The following is a 20,468-nucleotide window of genomic DNA, read 5'->3' as shown; positions in this document are numbered from 1 at the left end:
TATGAAGTTCAGAACAAAAGCGGGTCTCACCATTGGCGGGATTGCCTTACTGCTCGGAGGTGCTGTCACCGCATCATCGCTGATGGACGCAACCTGGCTGCGCACGCGGCTTGTGGAGGCGATCGACCAGCAGACCGGACGTCAGTTACGCATCGAATCTCTGCATGTATGGCTGCTCCCCTATCCATGGGTGGAAGCAAAAGGCGTCCGCCTGTCCAACCGGCAGGGCGGAACACGTCCGGACATGTTCACCGCAAAAGAACTCCGTGCGAGACTTTCTCTCAGCGCGTTGTTCTCGCACAGGGTCGTGCTGGATGATGTCAGCCTCATGCAGCCGGCGTTGCTGCTGGAGCGCACGCCTGACGGTAAGCCGAACTGGCTGTTCGAACCAACTGATACCGGCCATGACGATTCCGGCACATCATCCGGATCACACCGGCATTGGAATCTTTCGCTTTCTTCCGTGCATGTCCGGGATGGCGCGCTCGTATGGTCTGACATCCGGCGCCGTCTCACAGGTCAGGTGGACGTCGATCAGGCGGACGTGACCGGTCTGACCGGCGGTTCAGTCGCGATCAGTCTGCGCGGCCATCATGATTCAGGTGCCTTCACGCTTGCAGGGACAACCGGCCCGATGCCACCTGTCGCGGGAGAAACATGGCCGGTGCATCTCACTGCGACACTGGCAGTGAACAAACGACCGTCCGGAAAACTTCATATTGATGGCACCATCACTGATCCGCAGCACGATGCCGGATACGATCTGCAGATCGGCGGTGAACTTGGACAACTGGCTGATATCGAGGCGTTGTTCCCCAACGCTGACGTGCCTGATGCCAGCGATGTGACTCTTCAGGCTGGCGTGACCGGCAGCGGTGCCAGCCCGGGACTGCGTATGCTGCATCTCCGTACGGGTTCAGTGGATCTGGATCAGATGCTCGAAGGTCTGCACGCTGATACTTTTACGCTGGACGCCGCGCAACCAGCTGACCGACTGGCTGTTTCCCTGAATGGAAAACTGAACGGGCAGGCGCTTACTCTTCACGGCATGCTTGGAACACTGGAAGAAACGGTCAGCGCTGTCCGGGTCCCCGGGAGCAGCACACTTCCTTTACAGCTTTCCCTGGAGGACGGTGGTTCTTCCGTCATGCTGGATGGGACGGCGGGAGGCGGAAAAACATCACTAAATGTACATGGTTCTCTTCCGGCACTCACATTTGGTCCGGGAAAGCCCTCTTTACAGGCCCTTAAAGTCGACGGACACCTCGCCAGCGACGCTCCGTTGTCGATTCTGCATGAACAGGATTCCCAGACATGGCTGCGTGCCGTGCAGGCAACTCTGGATGTCACGATACAGCGCGTTACATGGCAGTCTGTGGCGTGGGACGCTGTTTCGGCGCATGTCACCGCCGACAGCGGTCGCCTGACAGCAGATCCCGTCAGGGCTGGCGGAACCGGCGTGGTGCAGGGCATGCCTCAGTCTGGCCGTTTCGGATACGATGTCTCCGGTAATATTCCGCATATGACCATTACAGCATCTCCACTGGTCCTGCCGGCGGAGATTGTCGAAAGCTGGGCCGGCGTGCCGGCACTGGTCAATGGTTCACTGCAACTTGTGGGAAGCATCGCGGCCGACGGTGCAGATATGGACGCGTGGAAGAAAAGCGCAGCCGGGCATCTCGGTGTATCAATGGTGGGCGGACGCGTCAGCGGACAGGCTCTGGCAGCAATCATCGGTCGCGGCATCCCTGTTCGCGGCACCATGGGGCTCCGGTGCTTTGGCGTCCATATGAACATCGCTGATAATCGCGCGACGATGGAACGAATCGGTCTTGAGGCGGATATGCTGTCTCTTACTGGAAACGGCAGCGTCAGCCTCTCCGACGGCGCGCTTGATCTCCATCTGACGCCGCGCATCGGAATCGGCGGGACCGGCGCGTCATCGCCGGTCGGCGTCGGTGGTACAGTCAGCTCACCACAACCTCATCTGGAACCGGGAAGTGACGGCCGGTTTGCGATCGCCATCGGCGGCAATCAGACCAGCAGTGATCAGTGTCCCGATCTGCTCGCGGCCGCTCGTGAAGGCGGTAACGGTCCGTCAGCAGCCCCTGCGCCAGCGGGCAAAGCGAACGGTCTGATGAACATGCTCAAAGGGCTGCTCCGGTGACGGACGAGATCCGATCTCCCCGCGAAAGTGATTCCCGGCGAAAGCGGTTCTGGACGAACGCGGAAGTCATCGCCGGTCCACATGGGTTTGGCGTCGCACTGGACGGAAAGCCGGTAATTCTGCCAGGCCGCACCCCGCTGCACGTATCCTCGAAGCCTCTGGCGGAGGCTCTTGCCGCCGAGTGGCAGATGGCGGGTGCCGACGATCCGCAAAAACGGTTCGGACCGGATGCACTGCCTCTGACACGTATTGCAGGCACGATGATTGAACGTGTGGCGCCTGATCGCACTCATTTTATTGCAACACTGGCCGCTTACGGGAAGCACGATCTTCTCTGCTATCGCGCAGATGATGCCGAGCCTGCTGCTGCCTTGCAGAATTACGCCTGGCAACCGTGGCTCGACTGGCTCAGAGAGCGCCATGGTATTACCCTGCGTGTCACCGCAGGGATGATCCCCATAGAGCAGTCTGCAGAAGCATTGGTCCGTCTTACCGATCTTCTGAACAGCCAGTCTGACGCCACACTGGCCGGACTCGGAGTCGCTGTTCCCGCATCAGGAAGTATCGTCCTCGGACTGGCCGTTGCTGAAAATGCTCTGGATGCAACTCAGGCTGCCAATATCGCCTCGGTCGACGAACGGGCTCAGATGCAGCGCTGGGGCGAAGATCCGGCGTTGCTGGACCGGATTGCGATGATGGCTGCTGATATTACTGACGCGACGCGTTTTATGAAGCTCGCGAATAACGAATTCTGTTAGCCACTTAAAAACTTAAGCGCATTGCCTCTGTCCGACCCGGGAAAATGAAAAATACCGTGTCTTAATCACACACATTGTAACCAGCGCCGCATAAATGGCAGAGAGCACCTGACCCGCAGAAAGATTTTCTTTTCCAATCTCACTCCTCGCCACGATTTTGCCCCAGACGTCGGTTCTTATCATTTCCGGACTGAAAAACAGCAGTGATATGACGAGACAGTTGGTAACTTGGATATTTTCCAGCCGGAAGGCAGTGTCTCAGCCATAAATAAGACTCGGATAACCGATCAGAAGACTGAAAAGGAGGTCTCATGAATAAGACTGACATTCAGACTCAGAACGTAGCAGCCTCCGGCACCATAAGGACACCATCCGGAGCGGTGAAACGAAAGGCTGCGCAGGTTTTTGCAACCTGCGCCATGGGAGCGTGGGTTGTTCTGGCAGTCACGCCTTTTCTTGTCGTCCTTGTCGAGCTTGGCCATCTGTGACAATGCTCTGCTGATCCCTGCTCAACTGATACTGACCCCGTTCTTTCTATCCGGAGCCGGGAGAGCCAGGCTTACGACGTGAACCGGATGAGCGACCTTTCCGTTTAGCAGGGTCATAGCCTCCTCCACCGGGACCCAGAGGAACCGGAGTTTTGTCTTTCCTGCGTCCCGGACCTCCCTGTCTGTTTTGCGAAAGAGGAGGAGGCGGTTCAAGACCTAACTGCAAAGCTTCTAGACGCTTCACTTCATCACGCAGGCGCGCTGCCGTCTCAAATTCCAGATCCGCTGCCGCGGCACGCATCCGGTGTTCCAGTTCCGCAATCGTTGCATCAAGATTTTTACCGACAAACTCATCCGCCTCTGCGCCCTCGGCAGGTGTAACAGTGACATAATCCTGCTCAAAAACCGAGCTGACGATATTACCAATCTGCTTGCGAACGCTTTGTGGCGTAATGCCATGTTCCAGATTCCAGGCCGTCTGCTTCTCGCGCCGCCTGGTTGTTTCCTCAATCGCATAACGCAGACTGTCCGTCATACGGTCAGCATAAAGCACGACCCGACCATCCACATTACGCGCGGCCCGACCAATCGTCTGAACCAGCGAGGTCCGTGAGCGCAGGAAGCCTTCCTTGTCAGCATCCAGGATCGCCACCAGCGAACATTCCGGAATATCCAGACCCTCGCGAAGAAGATTAATGCCGACAAGCACATCAAACGCGCCCAGCCTCAGGTCACGGATGATTTCAATACGCTCAAGAGTATCAATGTCAGAATGCAGATAGCGGACTTTAATACCCGCCTCGTCCAGATATTCCGTCAGATCCTCCGCCATACGTTTGGTCAGCACTGTAACGAGAATACGGCCCCCTTTACGGATCGTATCCCGACATTCGGCAAGCAGATCATCGACCTGATGCTCGACAGGCCGCACCTCCGTGACAGGATCGACAAGACCGGTCGGCCGGATCACCTGCTCACTGAAAGCGCCCTGTGTACGCTCCATCTCCCACGGTCCGGGCGTCGCGCTGACAAACAGGGTCTGCGGACGATAAGCGTCCCATTCACCGAATTTCAGCGGCCGGTTATCAAGACAGGAAGGAAGCCTGAAACCGAACTCCGCGAGGACAGATTTGCGTGCGAAATCCCCTCGCTCCATACCACCGATCTGCGGCACGGTGACGTGACTTTCATCAACAATCAGTAATGCGTCCTCGGGCAGATATTCAAAAAGCGTCGGTGGTGGTTCGCCAGCCTTTCGCCCGGACAGATAACGTGAGTAATTCTCGATGCCTTTACAGACACCGGTCGTTTCCATCATTTCAAGATCGAACGTTGTACGCTGCTGAAGACGTTCAGCCTCCAGCAACCTGCCCTGTTTCGTAAACAGATCAAGCTGCTCACGCAGTTCCTGTTTTATACTGACAATAGCCTGATTGAGCGTCGGACGTGGCGTCACATAGTGACTATTGGCGTAAAGACTGACCTCCTGCAGATCAGCCGTCTTTTCGCCGGTCAGCGGATCGAATTCGATAATCTGGTCGATCTCGTCACCAAAAAGAGTGACGCGCCAGGCGCGGTCCTCGTTCTGTGACGGATAAATATCAATGCTTTCGCCACGCACACGGAAAGCACCACGCGCGAATGCTGCGTCGTTACGTCTGTACTGGAGTTCAACAAGCCCTTTGATGAGCTTGTCGCGGTCAATCTCACCACCAATCTCAAGCCGGACGACCATTCTGGAATACGTCTCGACCGAGCCAATACCATAGATACACGAAACAGACGCGACAATGATCACATCATTACGCTCCAGAAGCGCCTGCGTCGCTGCGTGACGCATACGATCAATCCGCTCGTTAATCTGGCTGTCTTTTTCGATATAAGTATCAGAACGGGGAACATAGGCCTCAGGCTGATAATAATCGTAATAACTTACAAAGTATTCAACCGCATTGTTCGGAAAGAACTGCTTCATCTCACCATAAAGCTGAGCGGCAAGTGTTTTATTGGGCGCAAGAATGAGTGTCGGCTTCTGAGTGGCCTCGATTACCTTGGCCATCGTAAATGTTTTTCCTGAACCTGTTACGCCCAGAAGAACCTGATCACGCTCACCGATCCCGATTCCCTGTGTCAGTTCTCCAATCGCCTGAGGCTGATCACCAGCCGGTTCGTATTCCGATACCACTTCCATACGGAAGCGCTTTTCTTTTGGTGGCAGGCGCTCCGGCTGGAACACAAGTCCGGGATTAGCTTCGAGCGAGGATCGGTTACGTGCAGCCATGAAATCAACATGGCTACTCCTCAGGACGACCGCAAGAGATGTCCACCATGGAAGCTGAGATGAGAGCACCGGCTTATTCATCCGGCAAACTTCCAGCCCAGGCAAGTACTCCCGGAACGAACAGCCCCCGTGCTTCAGACAAAGACACGGGGGCGGGTCATACAGGCATTCAGAAGAACAGAGGCGACTTCAGCGACGCCACCATCCTGTGCGCGGTTTAGCTGCCGGCGTCCCGTCTTCAATCACGACGGGTTCCACGAAGATAACCGGTTCACGGGAGGTTTTCTTCTTTTCCGTAGCAGCTTTCTGCTCCGAAGCCACAGTTGCGGTTTCCGGGATTACCGGTTCGACTTCCGTCTTACGGCGGCTTCGCGTGCGGCGACGAGGCTTTGCCTCCTGTTCTGCGACTTCCGATGGTGACGGAGCAACCTCGGCGGTCGCCGTCATATTCCCTGCTACTGCCGTGTCAGCAGGCGGTGCCTCCGACACTTTCGGTTTGCGACGGGACCGGGTACGACCGCGAGGTTTCTCCGTCTCATCCGCAATCTGCGCCAGAGCGGCATCTGCTTCAGGCACAAGAAGAGGCAGCGTCCCATTTTCCTCTGCAGTCTCTGCCACAGTGGCCGGCGGTTCCGGGATCACTGGCTCCGGACTGTGGTCAGGTTTTCTGACCGGCGCCGCCTGCGTCTCTTCCTGCTCCGCCTGCTCCATCATATCGAAGATATCAAAGCTGCCACCAAACGGATCGGCAGGCGTGGGCCCCTGCCACCCTTTCACCACCGGTACTGACGCAGCAGGCTGGCGTGGCCGGGACTGAGCGTTGTCAGTGGCCACCTTACGAGAGTGTCGGGTACGCGTGCGACCCGGCACCAGATTTTCTTCCGAAGCTGATGGCTGTGTCGTCCGGGCGCGCTGCGGCTCACCGTCTGCCGGACCCGTCGGCTGCTCATCCGGAACTGGGTTTTTCTGATCGTCCGACAACATCGCGCTGTTGCCGTTTTCATCTCTTTGTCCACCGCGACGGCGGCGGCGGCGGCGGCGGCGGCGAGGCTGCCCCTCCTCCGTTTCCTCTGCCTCGTCTTCACGACGCGCGTCAGAGCCGGCGGCTGTCTCAGGGGCCTTGTCAGTAATGGGGATTGTCCTTGCGGGAGCGACGGCGACTTCGTCATCCTTACTTTCCGCATCCGACCGGGACTCCGCTTCCGGCGCCGTCAGCTCTCCGGCTGCATTCCCGGCCTCCGGGGCGTCAAAGCGTGCGGTCTGAGGCCGATGACGTTCAATACGTACTTCCGGAGGTGGCAGCGTTGCGTCGGCACCGAAGAAAACGCGCATCTTGTGGCGTGCTTCGATTGAACTCAGCCAGTCGCGCTTATTATTGAGGATATACAGCGCGATTTCCCCGGCGACATACACGGTGATCTCAGCTGCCCGACGCAGACCGCCTTCTTCCTCAATCGCACGCAGCACATGCAGTGCCGAGCTTTCGATTCCACGCACAATGCCTGTACCCTGACAATGCGGACAGGGTGTAAAAGCAGCTTCCGCGACTGACGGACGCAGTCGCTGGCGCGACATTTCAAGCAGACCGAAATGAGAAATTCCGCCAACCTGAATGCGCGCGCGATCATGGCGCAGCGCATCCTTGAGGCGCCGTTCAACCTGTGCGTTATGCCTGCGGGACTCCATATCGATGAAGTCGATGACGATCAGGCCAGCGAGGTCGCGAAGGCGAAGCTGCCGGGCAACCTCATCAGCTGCCTCCAGATTGGTCTTGACCGCCGTCTCTTCGATATTACGTTCGCGCGTGGCGCGACCCGAATTTACGTCGATGGAAACCAGCGCCTCGGTCTGATTGATTACGAGATATCCGCCTGACCGAAGCTGCACCGTTGGGGACAGCATCGCATCAAGAAGACCCTCGACGTGGAAATGACTGAAGAGGGGCTGACTTTCCTTCCGCCACAGCTTCACCTTATGAGCGCTCTGCGGCATGAGCATCCGCATGAAATCCCGGGCTGACCGCCAGCCGGCCTCCCCGTCAACAACAATATCGTCAATATCGCGGGTATAAACGTCCCGGATAGCCCGCTTTACGAGGCTGGCCTCCTCATAAATCAGCGCCGGCGCGACAGATTCCAGCGTGTGCTCACGGATCTCATCCCAGAGATGCAGAAGATATTCGCAATCCTTCATGACTTCCGGACGCGGCCGCTGTGCACCTGCCGTACGAACGATCATGGCCATACCACGTGGCAACTGAAGATCAGCGATAATATCCTTGAGACGCCGTCGGTCCGCCACGGCGGTGATCTTCCTTGAGACGCCACCGCCACGCAGAGCATTGGGCATCAGCACGCAATACCGTCCGGCCAGCGAAATATACGTCGTCAGGGCAGCGCCCTTGTTGCCGCGTTCCTCTTTCACGACCTGAACGAGCAGAATCTGGCGCCGGCGAATGACTTCCTGAATTTTATAGCTGCGCAGGAAGCGGGCCATACGCTTCTGCACCAGATCTTCTTCACCTGTATCGGTCTCACCGCCGACATAATCCGGAAGATTCCCGGACGCCGAAACCTGCGAGGCGTCACTGCTGCTGTCCGCAACCTGCACATCATCGGTAAGGCCGTCGTCGGCAAGAACCTCTTCAGCATTGTCCGCAGTCTGCGTTGCCTCGGCCTCTTCCTCAGCCTCGATAGCAGTTGCTTCCTCTTCCTGAAGCGCGAGCAGCTTTTCGCGGTCAGCTACGGGAATCTGATAATAGTCCGGATGAATCTCACTGAAGGCGAGGAAACCATGCCGATTACCGCCGTATTCAACAAACGCAGCCTGCAGGCTGGGCTCAACGCGGATAACTTTGGCAAGATAGATATTGCCTTTCAGCTGCTTTCTGTTCGCAGCCTCGACATCATAATCTTCGAGACGGCTTCCATCCATCACAACGACGCGGGTTTCTTCCGCGTGCGTCGCGTCTATCAGCATACGCTTGGTCATAAAAAGGGAAACTCCGGTGTCCCTGCATTCTTCCAGGCGGGCGCAGCCGGTTGCAGATGAACCGGGCGCCGCGCGGGAACGCATAGGGAAAATCGACTGAACAGTCTGAAATGGCGAGCGTGAACGACGTCCGGGAAACGCAGAGTGTGCCTGAGCAGCTGAACAGCAACGGCTTACCAGAGGCGTATCCGGTAAAATATTTACCCGCGCCCTCGCTCCGCTCCTTCACCGTGTCCAGCCCTGCTCTCATCCGTCCTTATCGTTCAGCGTAGTTAAGTAACACCTGCCCTGAAACTCCGCCGCAGTCCCGCCGTTCGGGGTGCCGCGTATTCTGGTCCAGGTCACATAACCAGTCATTGACAGCGCCATGCAATCACAACCATGGCTGAAATGCACGCCTCACGCAAGCTGTCGTATATTCCGCCAGGCAATCAGACGAGTGGAAGACAGACAACCTCCTGAATCACCACATGTTTATTAATGACTCCATAATATGACCATGGCAGAATTGTTTCGAGCTTTCTGATATGGAACAACAGATGACGCAGGATCGGAACGCACCTCCTGGTCTACAAGGCACAGATGCCCCCGGAACAAAGGTATTCCGGCAGGGCATCACTTCATCTGAGGCCGGCCCGCTTCCTGACAACACAGCGTCCGGGCTTATTGGTGGCCTTACGACGCGACGCGCCACTCTGGTCGCAGGTCTGGCTCCGTTGCTGCCATCCATCGGGCTGGCCCGCTCAAAGACACACAGTCCTGCACTAACACAGCATTCTGCAACCACAGTGTCTTCACTGCATACTCCTGCGGTGCTCCGAAATGCGCCCCCACCACGTCCTCTGGTCATGCTTGATCCCGGTCACGGCGGCAAAGATCCGGGGGCTATTGGCTATTCGGGAACATATGAGAAACACGTCGCCGAAGCCGCAGCCGCGGAACTCGAGCGACAGCTTCTGGCTTCCGGACGCTACCGCGTCGCGCTTACCAGAACGTCGGATCGATTTATCCCGCTGGAAGGTCGCGTAGAGATGGCGCAGACCCACCGGGCGGAATTATTCATCTCCATGCATGCCGATGCACTGCATGATGCGTCCGTCCGGGGCGCAAGCGTTTATACATTGTCGGGCGCGGCTTCCGACAGTCAGACGGCACTGATCGCACAAAGTGAAAATAGCGCGGATCTGTTCGGAGGTCCGCACGTGCATGCAACCTCGCCTGAAATCCAGCAAATCCTCGCCAGTCTGGTATCAGAAGAAACCAGACGCGGTTCAGCACATATCGCCAGTTCAGTTGTGACATCTTTTCAGTCAAGACTGACGCTTCTGAACCACCCGCACCGTCACGCGGCCTTTGTCGTTCTGAAATCTGCCGATATTCCTTCAGTTCTGATTGAGATGGGCTTCATGTCGAACCGTCGCGATGAAGAATCACTTCGGCAGGCAGGCCATCGGGCGATGGTCGCCGGAGCTATGCGCGACGCAATAGACCGGTATTTTTCCTCAATGCGGACAGGAATGGGCTGACACGTTTTTCAGGAGAGGCGAAAAGCCACCATCCTGCGTCGTCAGCCATTTCCGATCTTTTCTCCGCGTTCGCTGTATAATGAGCGCCCGAGTAATCTGCGATATATGGCCGACCGCCAGAAAGTTGACATGCCGGAGAAGGCTGCCCATTCCGTAATACAGAGTCCGCAAATACCGCGGGACATTACCGAAAGGGGATATCTGTATGCGTCAGTCGACTGCCTGGCTTATACGTGGACTGGCTGTTGCGATAATGAGTACACTGCTGAACAGCGGCTGTGCACAGGCGCAGACAGTTTCCTCCGTCTGTGATGACAGCGCATTTCTGGCGGCGCAACGTACGTTCGAAAATGGTGGCGGACGGGAAGACTTACCGGTGCACGTCTGCGGAAGAGTTGTTGCCGTTTCATCCAGAGCAAAACACACGCGCAGCGGCTGGCATGGTTATTTTTACGTTGATGTCGGCAGCGGAGTTTCCATCCGTATCGTCTCGGACCTCGACGAGATGAACGCTCCCGAATGGCCCTGGGTCGCAAAAGGTGACCAGGCCGAAATCGTCGGACGCTATTACTACGATGCTCCCCGTCGCCAGGGGATTGACTGGACACATCATGGAACAGGGCGGCACTGGGGGATGCCTGGATATGTTGTCGTTAATGGAACAAAATATCAGTAAGCTAAATCATTAGCTGAGCACGCTCACAACCAATCTCATACAGACCGCCATCATTTTGAATTACTCATGCTCAGCCAGGATTGGGTGATTATATATTATATGCGACCAGATATTTATGAACGATCTGCCCGAACCAGGAGGTGTGGGATACAATGAAATATAGCTTAATTTTCTCAGCGCTGATCGTCTGGATTCTTGCGCTTGCCTGCATTGCCGGCTCATTCCTGATGCCCGACACAGACAGCACCGGCCTCTGGCTTGTCGCAGGTTTCGGTTTTGGCTTTGCAGGCCTTGTGATCGCTCTTGTAAACCTGTGGCTGCAACGCCGTGGACACTCCTGACCGCAACTTTTCGGGTCAGCTTTCTTTCGCGCTCTGCTTTACGCTTTTGGGCAGAGGCCCATCAGTTCTCAGACTGCTCCAGGACAAGAAACAATCCCCAATAAAAACAGCCAGCGCTGCCACCGTGGAAAGCAAAGCAGCACCAAACAGACCAACAAGCCACAGAGCGATTGAGGCATCCCTCACACTACCCAGAAAAAGAACGAAAGCCGCGCCGCAGGTGGTGGCTCCGCCGATTCCGCCGAACATGATAGCCACGTCCAGAACCATGATCCGGTGACGAAGGCGTCTGATATGCCTGTTGAGATTTTTGCGGCCAGCCTTGTTGAGTTCATCGTCAAGCAGATCCGCCGCTTTCTCGATCTGGTCTGACACACGAGCAGATCTCGTATTGAACAGATTAAGAAGTGTCCCGACACCGGAAAGAAGAAATACAGGCGTCAGAGCCGTTTCGATGAGATGCGCAACATCACCGGCAGAATCAGTCGCGAGTGCGGAGAGAGGAAGCGCCATTTATCCTGACCAGATCCCAAGGAGAAAGCGCTCTCTGTATCGACTGTTCTCACACACATCAATCGACAGGCAATCAGACCCTCATCAGAATTTTAGCCTTGTTCTCAGATCGACAGCGTCAGCATGAATTCTGCTTACTATGGCTGACTGTTGCCCGGGCATCTGGATGGCAGAAAAATTCCTATGATACTATGCTCACATAATTAACGGTAATCGTCGGTGAACATTCTCTCCACGCGAAACGAAATGAGAAAATCGTACAGGCAACAGTCTGGGCTACCAGGACCTCTGAGGGTTCTGTCATAAGCAGTTGCTAATTTAATTTTAGAGAAAACAAAAACTGGCGGAGGGGAAGGGATTCGAACCCTCGATACGGGGTTACCCGTATAACGGTTTAGCAAACCGCCGCCTTCAGCCACTCGGCCACCCCTCCGCCGGAGCGTGCATTTTCTACACGGCGTCTGCGACGGCAGATTTAGATGTTTATGCCCTGGCCGTCAAATGCTTATTACCATTCACATCAAACAGCGCCAAAAATGCATCCCGCATGAAAAAATAAATATGAAAAAGTAACAAACTTATGAAAATAAGTTTTTTACAATAATTAAATTTAAATCATCGTTTATTTAAATAATAATACAATGTATTTTACGATGTTATTGATCATAATTTCTAAATATTTTATCTTTGAATTCCTAGCATTAACCAGATTTTACAAAAAATTCCCAATCCATTTCCTCTATTACCTTCAGGACAAGAATAAAAAAATACCAGAAATTTCCGACCATCAGGACCAAAAAGACGCCTCTGACCACATTTTCACCGCGTTAATATGGCAGATATGAAAGGGATCATAATTCGCTGGAACTTCTTCCCAGCATATCTTTAATACTGCTGAAAGATTCTACGGCAGGCAGTGCGCATGGCCCATCCTGTCTAAGCCTCCATAACCGCTCATAGGCTGACATAATATCCTCAACGACACGGCGCTTATTAAAACTCTGAAACTCACTCCTGCGGAGAATGGCTTCTTCTGCCAGAGCAAGAAGCGTTCCTGCCATATCCAGTTCTCCAAGATCACAGGCATAATGCGCTGCCGCGACGAGACGCTGAGACAGCTTTCGGATATTGCCCTTTCGGGACACATCAGGTCCTGACTGACCTGCGCTCGCAAGATCATCACATCTGCGATCATAATCCATTATCAGATCCACAGGTACAATCAGACTGTGACCGGGGCTGGAAAACAGAAAGCCCCCAGAGGCAATCCATTCTTTCCGTCAGTATTTCGCTATCAGAATTAACAGTCAGAGCCTGATCACTCTAACCGAAAACGTGGCCCTCAAATGCCTCTTCCCACGTCCCGGTTGTCGATGCCCTACTATATTCCGTTGCCCGGTTTTCGAAAAAATTGGTGTGTTCAACAGCATTCAGCATGTCATCCACCCACGGCAGCGGATTGCGCTCCACGCCGCCATAGATCGGATCGAGACCAATCTGTCCAAGACGACGATCTGCGATAAACCGGATATACGATTTGACCTGCGCCGCATCGAGACCTTCTACCGGACCCGCCTCGAACGCCAGATCAATGAACGCATCCTCATGCTCGACAATCGTCGCGCAAATCTCCGAAATCTCCGTCCTCAGCTCCTCCGTCCAGATCTCCGGATTCTCCTGAACAAAGGTGCGGAACAGCCGCGCGATCGACAGACAGTGCAGCGTCTCATCGCGGACCGACCAGGACACGATCTGCCCCATGCCCTTCAGCTTATTGAAGCGCGGGAAATTCAGCAGAATGGCGAAAGAGGCAAAAAGCTGCAGCCCTTCAGTGAACGCTCCGAACGCAGCCAGCGTCTTGGCGATCTCATACTTATTCTCTACCGAAAACTGCTGCATGTAGTCATATTTGTCCTTCATCTCCTTATATTTCAGGAACATGGAATATTCCGTTTCCGGCATCCCGATCGTATCCAGGAGATGGCTGTACGCCGCGATATGAATGGTCTCGATATTCGAGAACGCGGATAGCATCATCAGCACTTCCGTCGGTTTAAAAACCTGACTGTAGTGCTTCATGTAACAGTTATTCACTTCCACGTCGGACTGCGTGAAGAAGCGAAAGATCTGGGTCACAAGGTGCCGTTCACCCTCGCTCAGAACCCTATGCCAGTCCTTCACATCATCGGCCAGAGGAACTTCCTCCGGCAGCCAGTGCACACGCTGCTGCGTCAGCCAGGCGTCATACGCCCACGGATAGCGGAAAGGCTTATAAACCGGATTGGCGGTGAGCAGGTCAAACTTTTCGGACGTCGGCATGATCACCCCTGTAAGCTGTGTACGTAAGCAGTCTGACGACAGGGAATAATGCCCTGAACGGAAGATTGAAACAGGGAAAGAACCCCGCCCCGCGGACAAATCGGAGCAGCACGCACATCACCCTGCAAAATCAGGATATTATAGAGAAAAAATCTGCATTTTTCTCAAAACATCCCAATCAGAAACATTACTGACAGGCCAGACATTCCTCATAATTGGTGCTGTTGTCGCCCGCCGCCGGCGCAGCCTCAGGCGCCCCCTGTCCGGAGAACATATCGTCCTTGGTAGCCACATTACTGACCGTATCGGCTCTCTGAATCGACAGAGACCGGCAGTAATACAAAGACTTGAGACCCTTTTTCCACGCCATATAGTGAATCTGATGCAGATCCCGCTTATGGACATTAGCGGGCAGAAAAAGATTCACGGACTGCGCCTGACAGATAAACGGCGCCCGGTCCGCCGCATGCTCCACAACCCAGCGCTGATCCAGCTCAAAGGCCGTCCTGAACACGTCCTTCTCATCCTGCGTCAGGAAATCAAGATGCTGGACGCTGCCCTTACTCAGCGTGATCGACGACCAGACATCGTCCGTATCCTGCCCCTTCTCTTTCAGCAGCTTATGCAGATGTCGGTTGCGGACAGCAAACGATCCGGAAAGCGTCTTCTGCAGAAAGACATTCGCCGCGATCGGCTCAATGCCAGGACTGGCGTTCCCGGCGATAATGGAGATCGAGGCCGTCGGCGCAATCGCCAGCTTGTTGGAGAACCGCTCCTCAAACCCGTATTCCGCAGCATCCGGACACGCCCCGCGCGTTTTCGCAAGCAGCCTGGACGCCTTATCCGCCTCAGCGCGGATCTGCCTGAAAATCTTCCGGTTCCATGCTTTTGCGATGGCGCTTTCAAATGGCACCTTTCTCGCCTGGAGAAAGGAATGAAAACCCATCACGCCCAGCCCGACCGAACGTTCCCGGGACGCCGCATACGCGGCCCGCTTCATCTCAGGCGGCGCCCGGTCAATAAAGTCCTGAAGGACATTATCCAGAAACAGCATGACATCCGGAATGAACTGCTCATTCTCATGCCAGTCATCCCACGTCTCAAGATTGAGCGAGGACAGGCAGCAGACAGCCGTACGTTGTTTTCCGTGATGATCTATGCCGGTCGGCAGCGTGATCTCGGAGCAGAGATTGGACGTCTTCACTTCCAGACCGGCCAGCTTATGGTGCTCAGGCCGAGCGTTGTTCACATGATCCGAGTAAACAACATACGGCTCACCCTGCTCCATTCGGGCCGTCAGGATACGGATCCAGAGCGACCGCGCCGACACCTTGCGGATGACCGAATGATCCTTGGGCGACATCAGCGCCCATTCAGCATCCGCCTCCACGGCCCTCATGAAATCATCCGAAACCAGAACGCCGTGATGCAGGTTCAGCGCCTTGCGATTCGGATCGCCACCGGTCGGGCGGCGCATCTCGATAAATTCCTCAATCTCCGGATGCCAGACCGGCAGATAGACAGCAGCGGACCCGCGCCGCAGCGACCCCTGGCTGATCGCAAGCGTCAGACTGTCCATCACACGGATAAAGGGAATCACACCGGACGTCTTGCCGTTCCGGCCAACATTCTCGCCGATGGAACGCAGGTTGCCCCAGTAGGAGCCGATCCCCCCGCCCTTGGAGGCCAGCCACACATTCTCGTTCCACAGCCCGACAATCCCTTCCAGACTGTCGGAGGCCTCGTTCAGGAAGCAGGAAATCGGCAGCCCGCGGCTGGTGCCCCCATTCGACAGAATCGGCGTCGCCGGCATGAACCAGTGCTGCGAAATATAGTCGTAAATCCGCTGCGCATGCGCCGCGTCCGCACCGTAATAGGATGCCACCCGGGCAAAAAGATCCTGATATCCCTCCTCCGGGAGAAGATAGCGGTTATCGAGTGTCGCCTTCCCAAAATCGGTGAGCAGCGCATCCCGCGAGCGATTCACCCGGACCGCATGATGCCCCGGAAGCTGCACGACATCCTCAAGCATGTCAGGCTCGAACAGACTGCCCTCGTCCGCGCCATGGCCGCCGGAAGTCTCCATCAATACTTCAGACATGTCGGTTAAACTCACCCTGGCTGCTCCGGATTCCTGAAAAACTGGCCGATCGCAGACGCTGGTGCATCCACCCTGCCGAGCCGGAGGACACAATATGCGGTAACGATCCGCCAGACCAGCACAAGATATAGGGTCAAAGGAAAAAAAAGTATTGACGAACCAGTACAGCATCAGACCGCGGAAGCTGGCTCCGGCATCTGCCCGATCAGCCCCGACAGCTCCATCCGCCGGCGCGATTCGGAGATTCCTTCCCCGACCGCCAGCGCCGCCTCAAGCGCGCGCCGACCAGCCTGAGCATCCACCAGCACCGGTTTTCCATACAGGCAGGACGCCGCAAACGCCGCATGCTCGGCCGCCAGCGAATCATGCTCTTTCCAGGACGCCGCCTCGCGCCGGAACCCTCCGGTCCCCGGCAGCGGCATCCCCCGCTCACGCCCGATCATCACCAGTTCCCGTTTCCCGAAATCCGCGGAGAGATATCCCTCCTCGGAAAACAGCCGCATCTTCCGCTCTGTCTTAAGCGAGATCCGGCTTGCCGTGATCGTCGCAACACATCCGTTCGCAAAGCGCACCCTGGCGTTGGCGATGTCCTCATGCTCCGAACTCACCGCAGCGCCAACCGCATCCACCTGGGCGACCGGGCTGTCGACAATCGCCAGAATCAGATCAAGATCGTGAATCATCAGATCAAGAATCACGGAGACATCCGTCCCGCGCGGCTTGAACGGCGCAATTCGGGTCGCCTCTATATAAAGCGGCCGACTGATCCGTCGCGTGATGGCTTCGTATTCGGCAGAGTATCGCAGCAGATGCCCCACCTGCAGGACACGGCCGGCATTGCTGGCCAGCGTCGTGAGTTCATCCGCTTCCTGCAAAGTCGCGGCCATGGGCTTCTCAACGAGCACATGTTTTCCCGCTCTCAATGCAGTCGCGGCCAGTGAAAAATGCATTTCGGCCGGAGCGGCTATAATGACTGCATCAACAGCGGCGATGAGATCGTCGATGTCATCGAAAGCACGGGTTCTCGCTTCCGCAGCCAGTGCAGCCGCCTTTTTCCGATCGGGGTCGAACACGCCGATCAGACTCTCGGAAGCCGATGCCGCAGATTTCAGCGCATGAAAACGACCGAAGTGACCACACCCTGCCAGGCCGACGCGAAGTGTTTTAACCTCGTCCGCTCCGGCCGGATCATCGTTTCGGGACATAGATTCGTCTCCACTGGCTTCTGCCGCAAATTATGTGCTGACCGCAGTCCGGAGGTTTCTGCTCTCTGACTTCAGGCCATCACGGACCCGACCGGATGTGTCTGTATGTCATCGCTCATGAAACGATATATCAGGCAAACAGCAATTACTGACCGGCGGGAACATCATTTCCCGCATAAGGCCTATTCGGAACAGCGCCATATCGAAGGTTGCTGGCTCTCAGCCACCGGCGATACGCCACGGACAAAGAGTCCGCCCGTGTCGGAATCTCTGTCCGGCCGGAAAGCGGCAGAAGGGGCGGATACTGATTTTCAAGGATAATCCGGTCCTGGACGAAGATACGTTGCTGAAACTGGGCCAGTTCAGCCAGGGGCGTCACATCGTCGATAAGAAACATCACCGGAAAGGCAATCGAATACGCCGGACCGACAGGCTGAACAAACAGACAGATCACATCCGGTCGAACCGGATCGTTGGGGCAGGTTTTATAGAGCAGTGTCAGGAACGGAGCAGCAACACGATAGCTGTATTCCGTGGCCATGGCACTATTTGCTGATCTGGCGGCCTGCGGCTGCTCGAACCGGCACTCCGTGCCCCATATCTCATTAACGTCCTCACGGTGCTCGGTCCGGTACCGCACAACTTCTGTAACCGGCTCAGCGCCAAGGATATTGGTATGGACAAAAGGGAAATGCGCCATATCCAGAAAATTCTCGACCACGCGCAGCCCCGATGTCCGGACGTGAACTGCACCGCATGGCACGACCCGGCGATCCGGCTCGTATGCCTCCGGTATCGAAACCACATCGCGGGCAGGGAAGCCAAATGTTGTCCACAGACAGGTATGCGCCTCGCGCACCGGCAGATTATATCCCTCCCGCGTAACAACAGTGATCGCATCGTCCGGTTCGCGGGTAATGATGACATCACTGCCGAGCAGACAGGTACGGGTTTTCCCCGGCCTGAGAGTTTCGAGAAAGGCTATCGGGTACCACTGATCCAGAGTAGCACGGTCGTCACTCTCAGGCCGGGCTGAAACAGCGGAAGGATCATGCATATCTGTTCTCCTTCCTCTGCTCCGGCTATCGCACCGACCGGTAATAAGGCGTTCCGAGAGCTGCCGGCGCAGCCATGACCTGACGCATCCGTTTCCAGAACAGAACAGGCAGAATAATGAAAGCCAGCGTTCCCAGGTAAGGCAGCATATTCAGAACAGGCGCCGCGATGGGCCAGCCACGCGCCTGTCCGAGAAAACCAATGGCCGTGATCAGTCCGAACAGTAGCCCCGCACCAGCGGCGTTGAATGGACGGTACCCGGCAAAAATCACCAGGGCAACGGCGATCCATCCCCGGCCGGACACCATCCCCTCAGACCAGCTCGGGATGACAGCCAGACTGAGATAGGCTCCCGCGCCTCCGGCAAGAGCGGCGCCGAGCACAACATACCAGAACCGTATGGCGACAACGGGGATGCCGGCCGCATCCGCTGCAGCCGGATTCTCCCCGACCGCGCGCATATTAAGGCCATGACGCGTGTGAAACAGCAGCCAGTGAAAGAAGGCTGGCAACAGCAGATAGATCGGCACCACCAGAAGATTTTGCGCAAAGAAAGCTGGCCCGATAACCGGAAGAGACGCCAGACCGGGAATGCGCGTAGGTGCGAATGTGACCGGCGCCGGCATGCCTGCCACGGAATGACCAATAGTGGCGGAGAGACCAAGACCAAGAAAAGTGATGGCCAGCCCGCAAAGCACCTGGTTCGCTCTCATGATCACAGCGGCAAACGCAAATACACCGCCACCAACTGCTCCGACGGCGATCGCCGCCAGCAGACCAAGCCAGGGATCCGGAACAGCGATGACTGTCATGATCGCGGTCGCCGCCCCGAGCGACATCAGCCCCTCCACGCCAAGATCGGTCACACCGACACGCTCAGCGAGAACCTCCCCGAGCGCCGCCAGCGAAAGAACGCCGCCAGCAAGAACGGCTGTCGAGAGAAGACCGGTGAGCAGCGCGATCATATCGTTGTCTTCGATGCCGGAGGTAACCTGGGAGATGCGGGCCTGACCACCGGAGCGACGGGGCGATAATGAGCCAGTTCGTCTCCGATCGCGATCAGAAGCAACACAAGCCCGGTAATGGCCAGAACCACCGTAGCCGCGAGTTGCTGTGTCTGAAGTACAATTCCGGCATCGAGAATCAGAGCCATCAGCAGCGCTGCCGGAATGACCGCAAGACAGGATTTTCTGGCCAGAACAGCCACGACAATGCCCAGATAACCAAAGTTATCGGCCATCCCGCCCTGCAGCCGATGCACGGTGCCCGCCACCTCGAACATGCCAGCCAGAGCCGCAAGGGCGCCCGACAGCAACATCACGGCAATGACGCGGGCACGCATCGGCATTCCGGCATAACGCGCGGCTCCGGGATTGGCACCACTGATCCGCACCTCATAGCCCCAGCTTGTCCTCGTCATAATCACTGCCAGCCCGCAGGCAATCAGCAGCGCCACCGGAAACCCCCAGTGAACCACGCCCCATATTTCCGGGATCGCCACCGGGATACGTCCTGTCGAAGCCAGAGCACCTGTCACGCGATCCCGCCAGGGGCCGGTGGCAAGCCAGTAAGTCAGCAGACCGGCGACAAAATTGAGCAGCAGCGTGGTGATAATTTCGTTCACACCCGCATATGCGCGGGCAAAAGTAGGCACTGCGATCCAGGCCACACCACAAAGCATCGCCGCGGCGGCCATGGCTGGCAGGACGAGTATCGGTGGTCCGGGCATATACAGCCCGACACCGGCGGCACCAATGGCGCCAAGATAGAACTGTCCTTCTCCGCCGATATTCCACAGACCAATCCGGCTTGTGACAGTAACCGCACTGCCCGTAAGAATCAGCGGAATCATGAACAGAGCGAGATCTTCCAGCCCGAAACGGGACCCGACAGTAGATTTCAGTACCAGAGCGAGCAGTTCGAAGACATCCCGACCGGACAATGCCAGCAAAACGCCGGTGATCAGCGCCGCAGCAAAAAGAGCCGCCGCACGCCAGGCAAGAACCAGCCGTGCCGGCGCCGTGGGGAAACGCTGGAACCGCATTA

The 20,468-nt window shown here is 56.3% G+C and carries 16 protein-coding genes and 1 tRNA gene; 6 read left to right on the top strand and 11 right to left on the bottom strand.

All coding sequences use genetic code 11. The features are described 5' to 3' along the window. Position 1 precedes the first annotated feature (1 nt). The 3 genes from GOB93_RS14945 (at position 2) to GOB93_RS14935 (ending at position 3,413) form a co-directional block, all read left to right on the top strand. A complete protein-coding gene (locus GOB93_RS14945) occupies positions 2-2,167 on the top strand; it encodes an AsmA family protein (RefSeq protein ID WP_173584307.1) in 2,166 nt (721 codons plus the stop codon). Then, complete coding sequence (locus tag GOB93_RS14940) at positions 2,164-2,925, top strand: ATP12 family protein (RefSeq protein ID WP_173584306.1); 762 nt, start codon at positions 2,164-2,166, stop codon at positions 2,923-2,925. Before GOB93_RS14945 ends, GOB93_RS14940 begins: the two co-directional genes overlap by 4 nt. Before the next feature lie 311 nt (positions 2,926-3,236). Further along, positions 3,237-3,413, top strand: a complete 177-nt coding sequence (locus tag GOB93_RS14935) for a hypothetical protein (protein WP_173584305.1) — start codon at positions 3,237-3,239, stop codon at positions 3,411-3,413. Between the two features lie 46 nt (positions 3,414-3,459). Here the strand turns inward: GOB93_RS14935 and uvrB are convergent, their stop codons facing one another. Then, on the bottom strand, positions 3,460-5,694 hold the full coding sequence (gene uvrB, locus GOB93_RS14930; RefSeq protein WP_173584331.1) for an excinuclease ABC subunit UvrB: 2,235 nt from the start codon (positions 5,692-5,694) through the stop codon (positions 3,460-3,462). Between the two features lie 189 nt (positions 5,695-5,883). Beyond that, positions 5,884-8,685, bottom strand: coding sequence for an Rne/Rng family ribonuclease (locus GOB93_RS14925; protein ID WP_173584304.1), 2,802 nt, complete (start codon positions 8,683-8,685; stop codon positions 5,884-5,886). Positions 8,686-9,224: 539 nt separating this feature from the next. On the opposite strand from GOB93_RS14925, the gene GOB93_RS14920 reads away from it, so the two are divergent. The 3 genes from GOB93_RS14920 to GOB93_RS14910 all read left to right on the top strand — a co-directional run bounded on the left by GOB93_RS14920 (position 9,225) and on the right by GOB93_RS14910 (position 11,228). Next, positions 9,225-10,211, top strand: coding sequence for an N-acetylmuramoyl-L-alanine amidase family protein (locus tag GOB93_RS14920; protein ID WP_173584303.1), 987 nt, complete (start codon positions 9,225-9,227; stop codon positions 10,209-10,211). Between the two features lie 253 nt (positions 10,212-10,464). Next, positions 10,465-10,887: a hypothetical protein gene (locus GOB93_RS14915; protein WP_242010813.1), complete on the top strand. Its 423-nt coding sequence runs from the start codon at positions 10,465-10,467 to the stop codon at positions 10,885-10,887. Between the two features lie 152 nt (positions 10,888-11,039). Continuing rightward, complete coding sequence (locus tag GOB93_RS14910; protein WP_173584301.1) at positions 11,040-11,228, top strand: hypothetical protein; 189 nt, start codon at positions 11,040-11,042, stop codon at positions 11,226-11,228. A 15-nt stretch (positions 11,229-11,243) separates the two neighbouring features. Here the strand turns inward: GOB93_RS14910 and GOB93_RS14905 are convergent, their stop codons facing one another. The 9 genes from GOB93_RS14905 to GOB93_RS14865 form a co-directional block, all read right to left on the bottom strand. Continuing rightward, the gene (locus tag GOB93_RS14905) at positions 11,244-11,741 is read right to left on the bottom strand and encodes a DUF2721 domain-containing protein (RefSeq protein ID WP_173584300.1); all 498 of its coding nucleotides are present in this window, start codon (positions 11,739-11,741) and stop codon (positions 11,244-11,246) included. A gap of 341 nt (positions 11,742-12,082) precedes the next feature. Continuing rightward, a tRNA-Ser gene (locus tag GOB93_RS14900) sits at positions 12,083-12,174 on the bottom strand. Between the two features lie 418 nt (positions 12,175-12,592). Further along, entirely contained in the window at positions 12,593-12,943 is a 351-nt protein-coding gene (locus GOB93_RS14895) for a hypothetical protein (RefSeq protein ID WP_173584299.1), read from the bottom strand. Between the two features lie 121 nt (positions 12,944-13,064). Next, a complete protein-coding gene (locus GOB93_RS14890; RefSeq protein ID WP_173584298.1) occupies positions 13,065-14,060 on the bottom strand; it encodes a ribonucleotide-diphosphate reductase subunit beta in 996 nt (331 codons plus the stop codon). Between the two features lie 187 nt (positions 14,061-14,247). Next, positions 14,248-16,146, bottom strand: coding sequence for a ribonucleoside-diphosphate reductase subunit alpha (locus tag GOB93_RS14885; protein WP_242010812.1), 1,899 nt, complete (start codon positions 16,144-16,146; stop codon positions 14,248-14,250). Between the two features lie 185 nt (positions 16,147-16,331). After that, the gene (locus GOB93_RS14880; RefSeq protein WP_173584296.1) at positions 16,332-17,366 is read right to left on the bottom strand and encodes a Gfo/Idh/MocA family protein; all 1,035 of its coding nucleotides are present in this window, start codon (positions 17,364-17,366) and stop codon (positions 16,332-16,334) included. A 145-nt stretch (positions 17,367-17,511) separates the two neighbouring features. Next, positions 17,512-18,423: an aromatic ring-hydroxylating dioxygenase subunit alpha gene (locus GOB93_RS14875; RefSeq protein ID WP_173584295.1), complete on the bottom strand. Its 912-nt coding sequence runs from the start codon at positions 18,421-18,423 to the stop codon at positions 17,512-17,514. A 25-nt stretch (positions 18,424-18,448) separates the two neighbouring features. Further along, on the bottom strand, positions 18,449-19,387 hold the full coding sequence (locus tag GOB93_RS14870; RefSeq protein WP_173584294.1) for an ABC transporter permease: 939 nt from the start codon (positions 19,385-19,387) through the stop codon (positions 18,449-18,451). Beyond that, on the bottom strand, positions 19,384-20,466 hold the full coding sequence (locus tag GOB93_RS14865; RefSeq protein WP_173584293.1) for an ABC transporter permease: 1,083 nt from the start codon (positions 20,464-20,466) through the stop codon (positions 19,384-19,386). The genes GOB93_RS14870 and GOB93_RS14865 overlap by 4 nt, the downstream gene beginning before the upstream one ends. Positions 20,467-20,468 lie beyond the last annotated feature (2 nt).

Source organism: Acetobacter musti (genome assembly GCF_011516835.1).
Lineage (GTDB): Bacteria > Pseudomonadota > Alphaproteobacteria > Acetobacterales > Acetobacteraceae > Acetobacter > Acetobacter musti.
The sequence above is the reverse complement of the archived record's forward strand: the minus strand, read 5'-3'. Positions and strand labels throughout refer to the sequence as shown.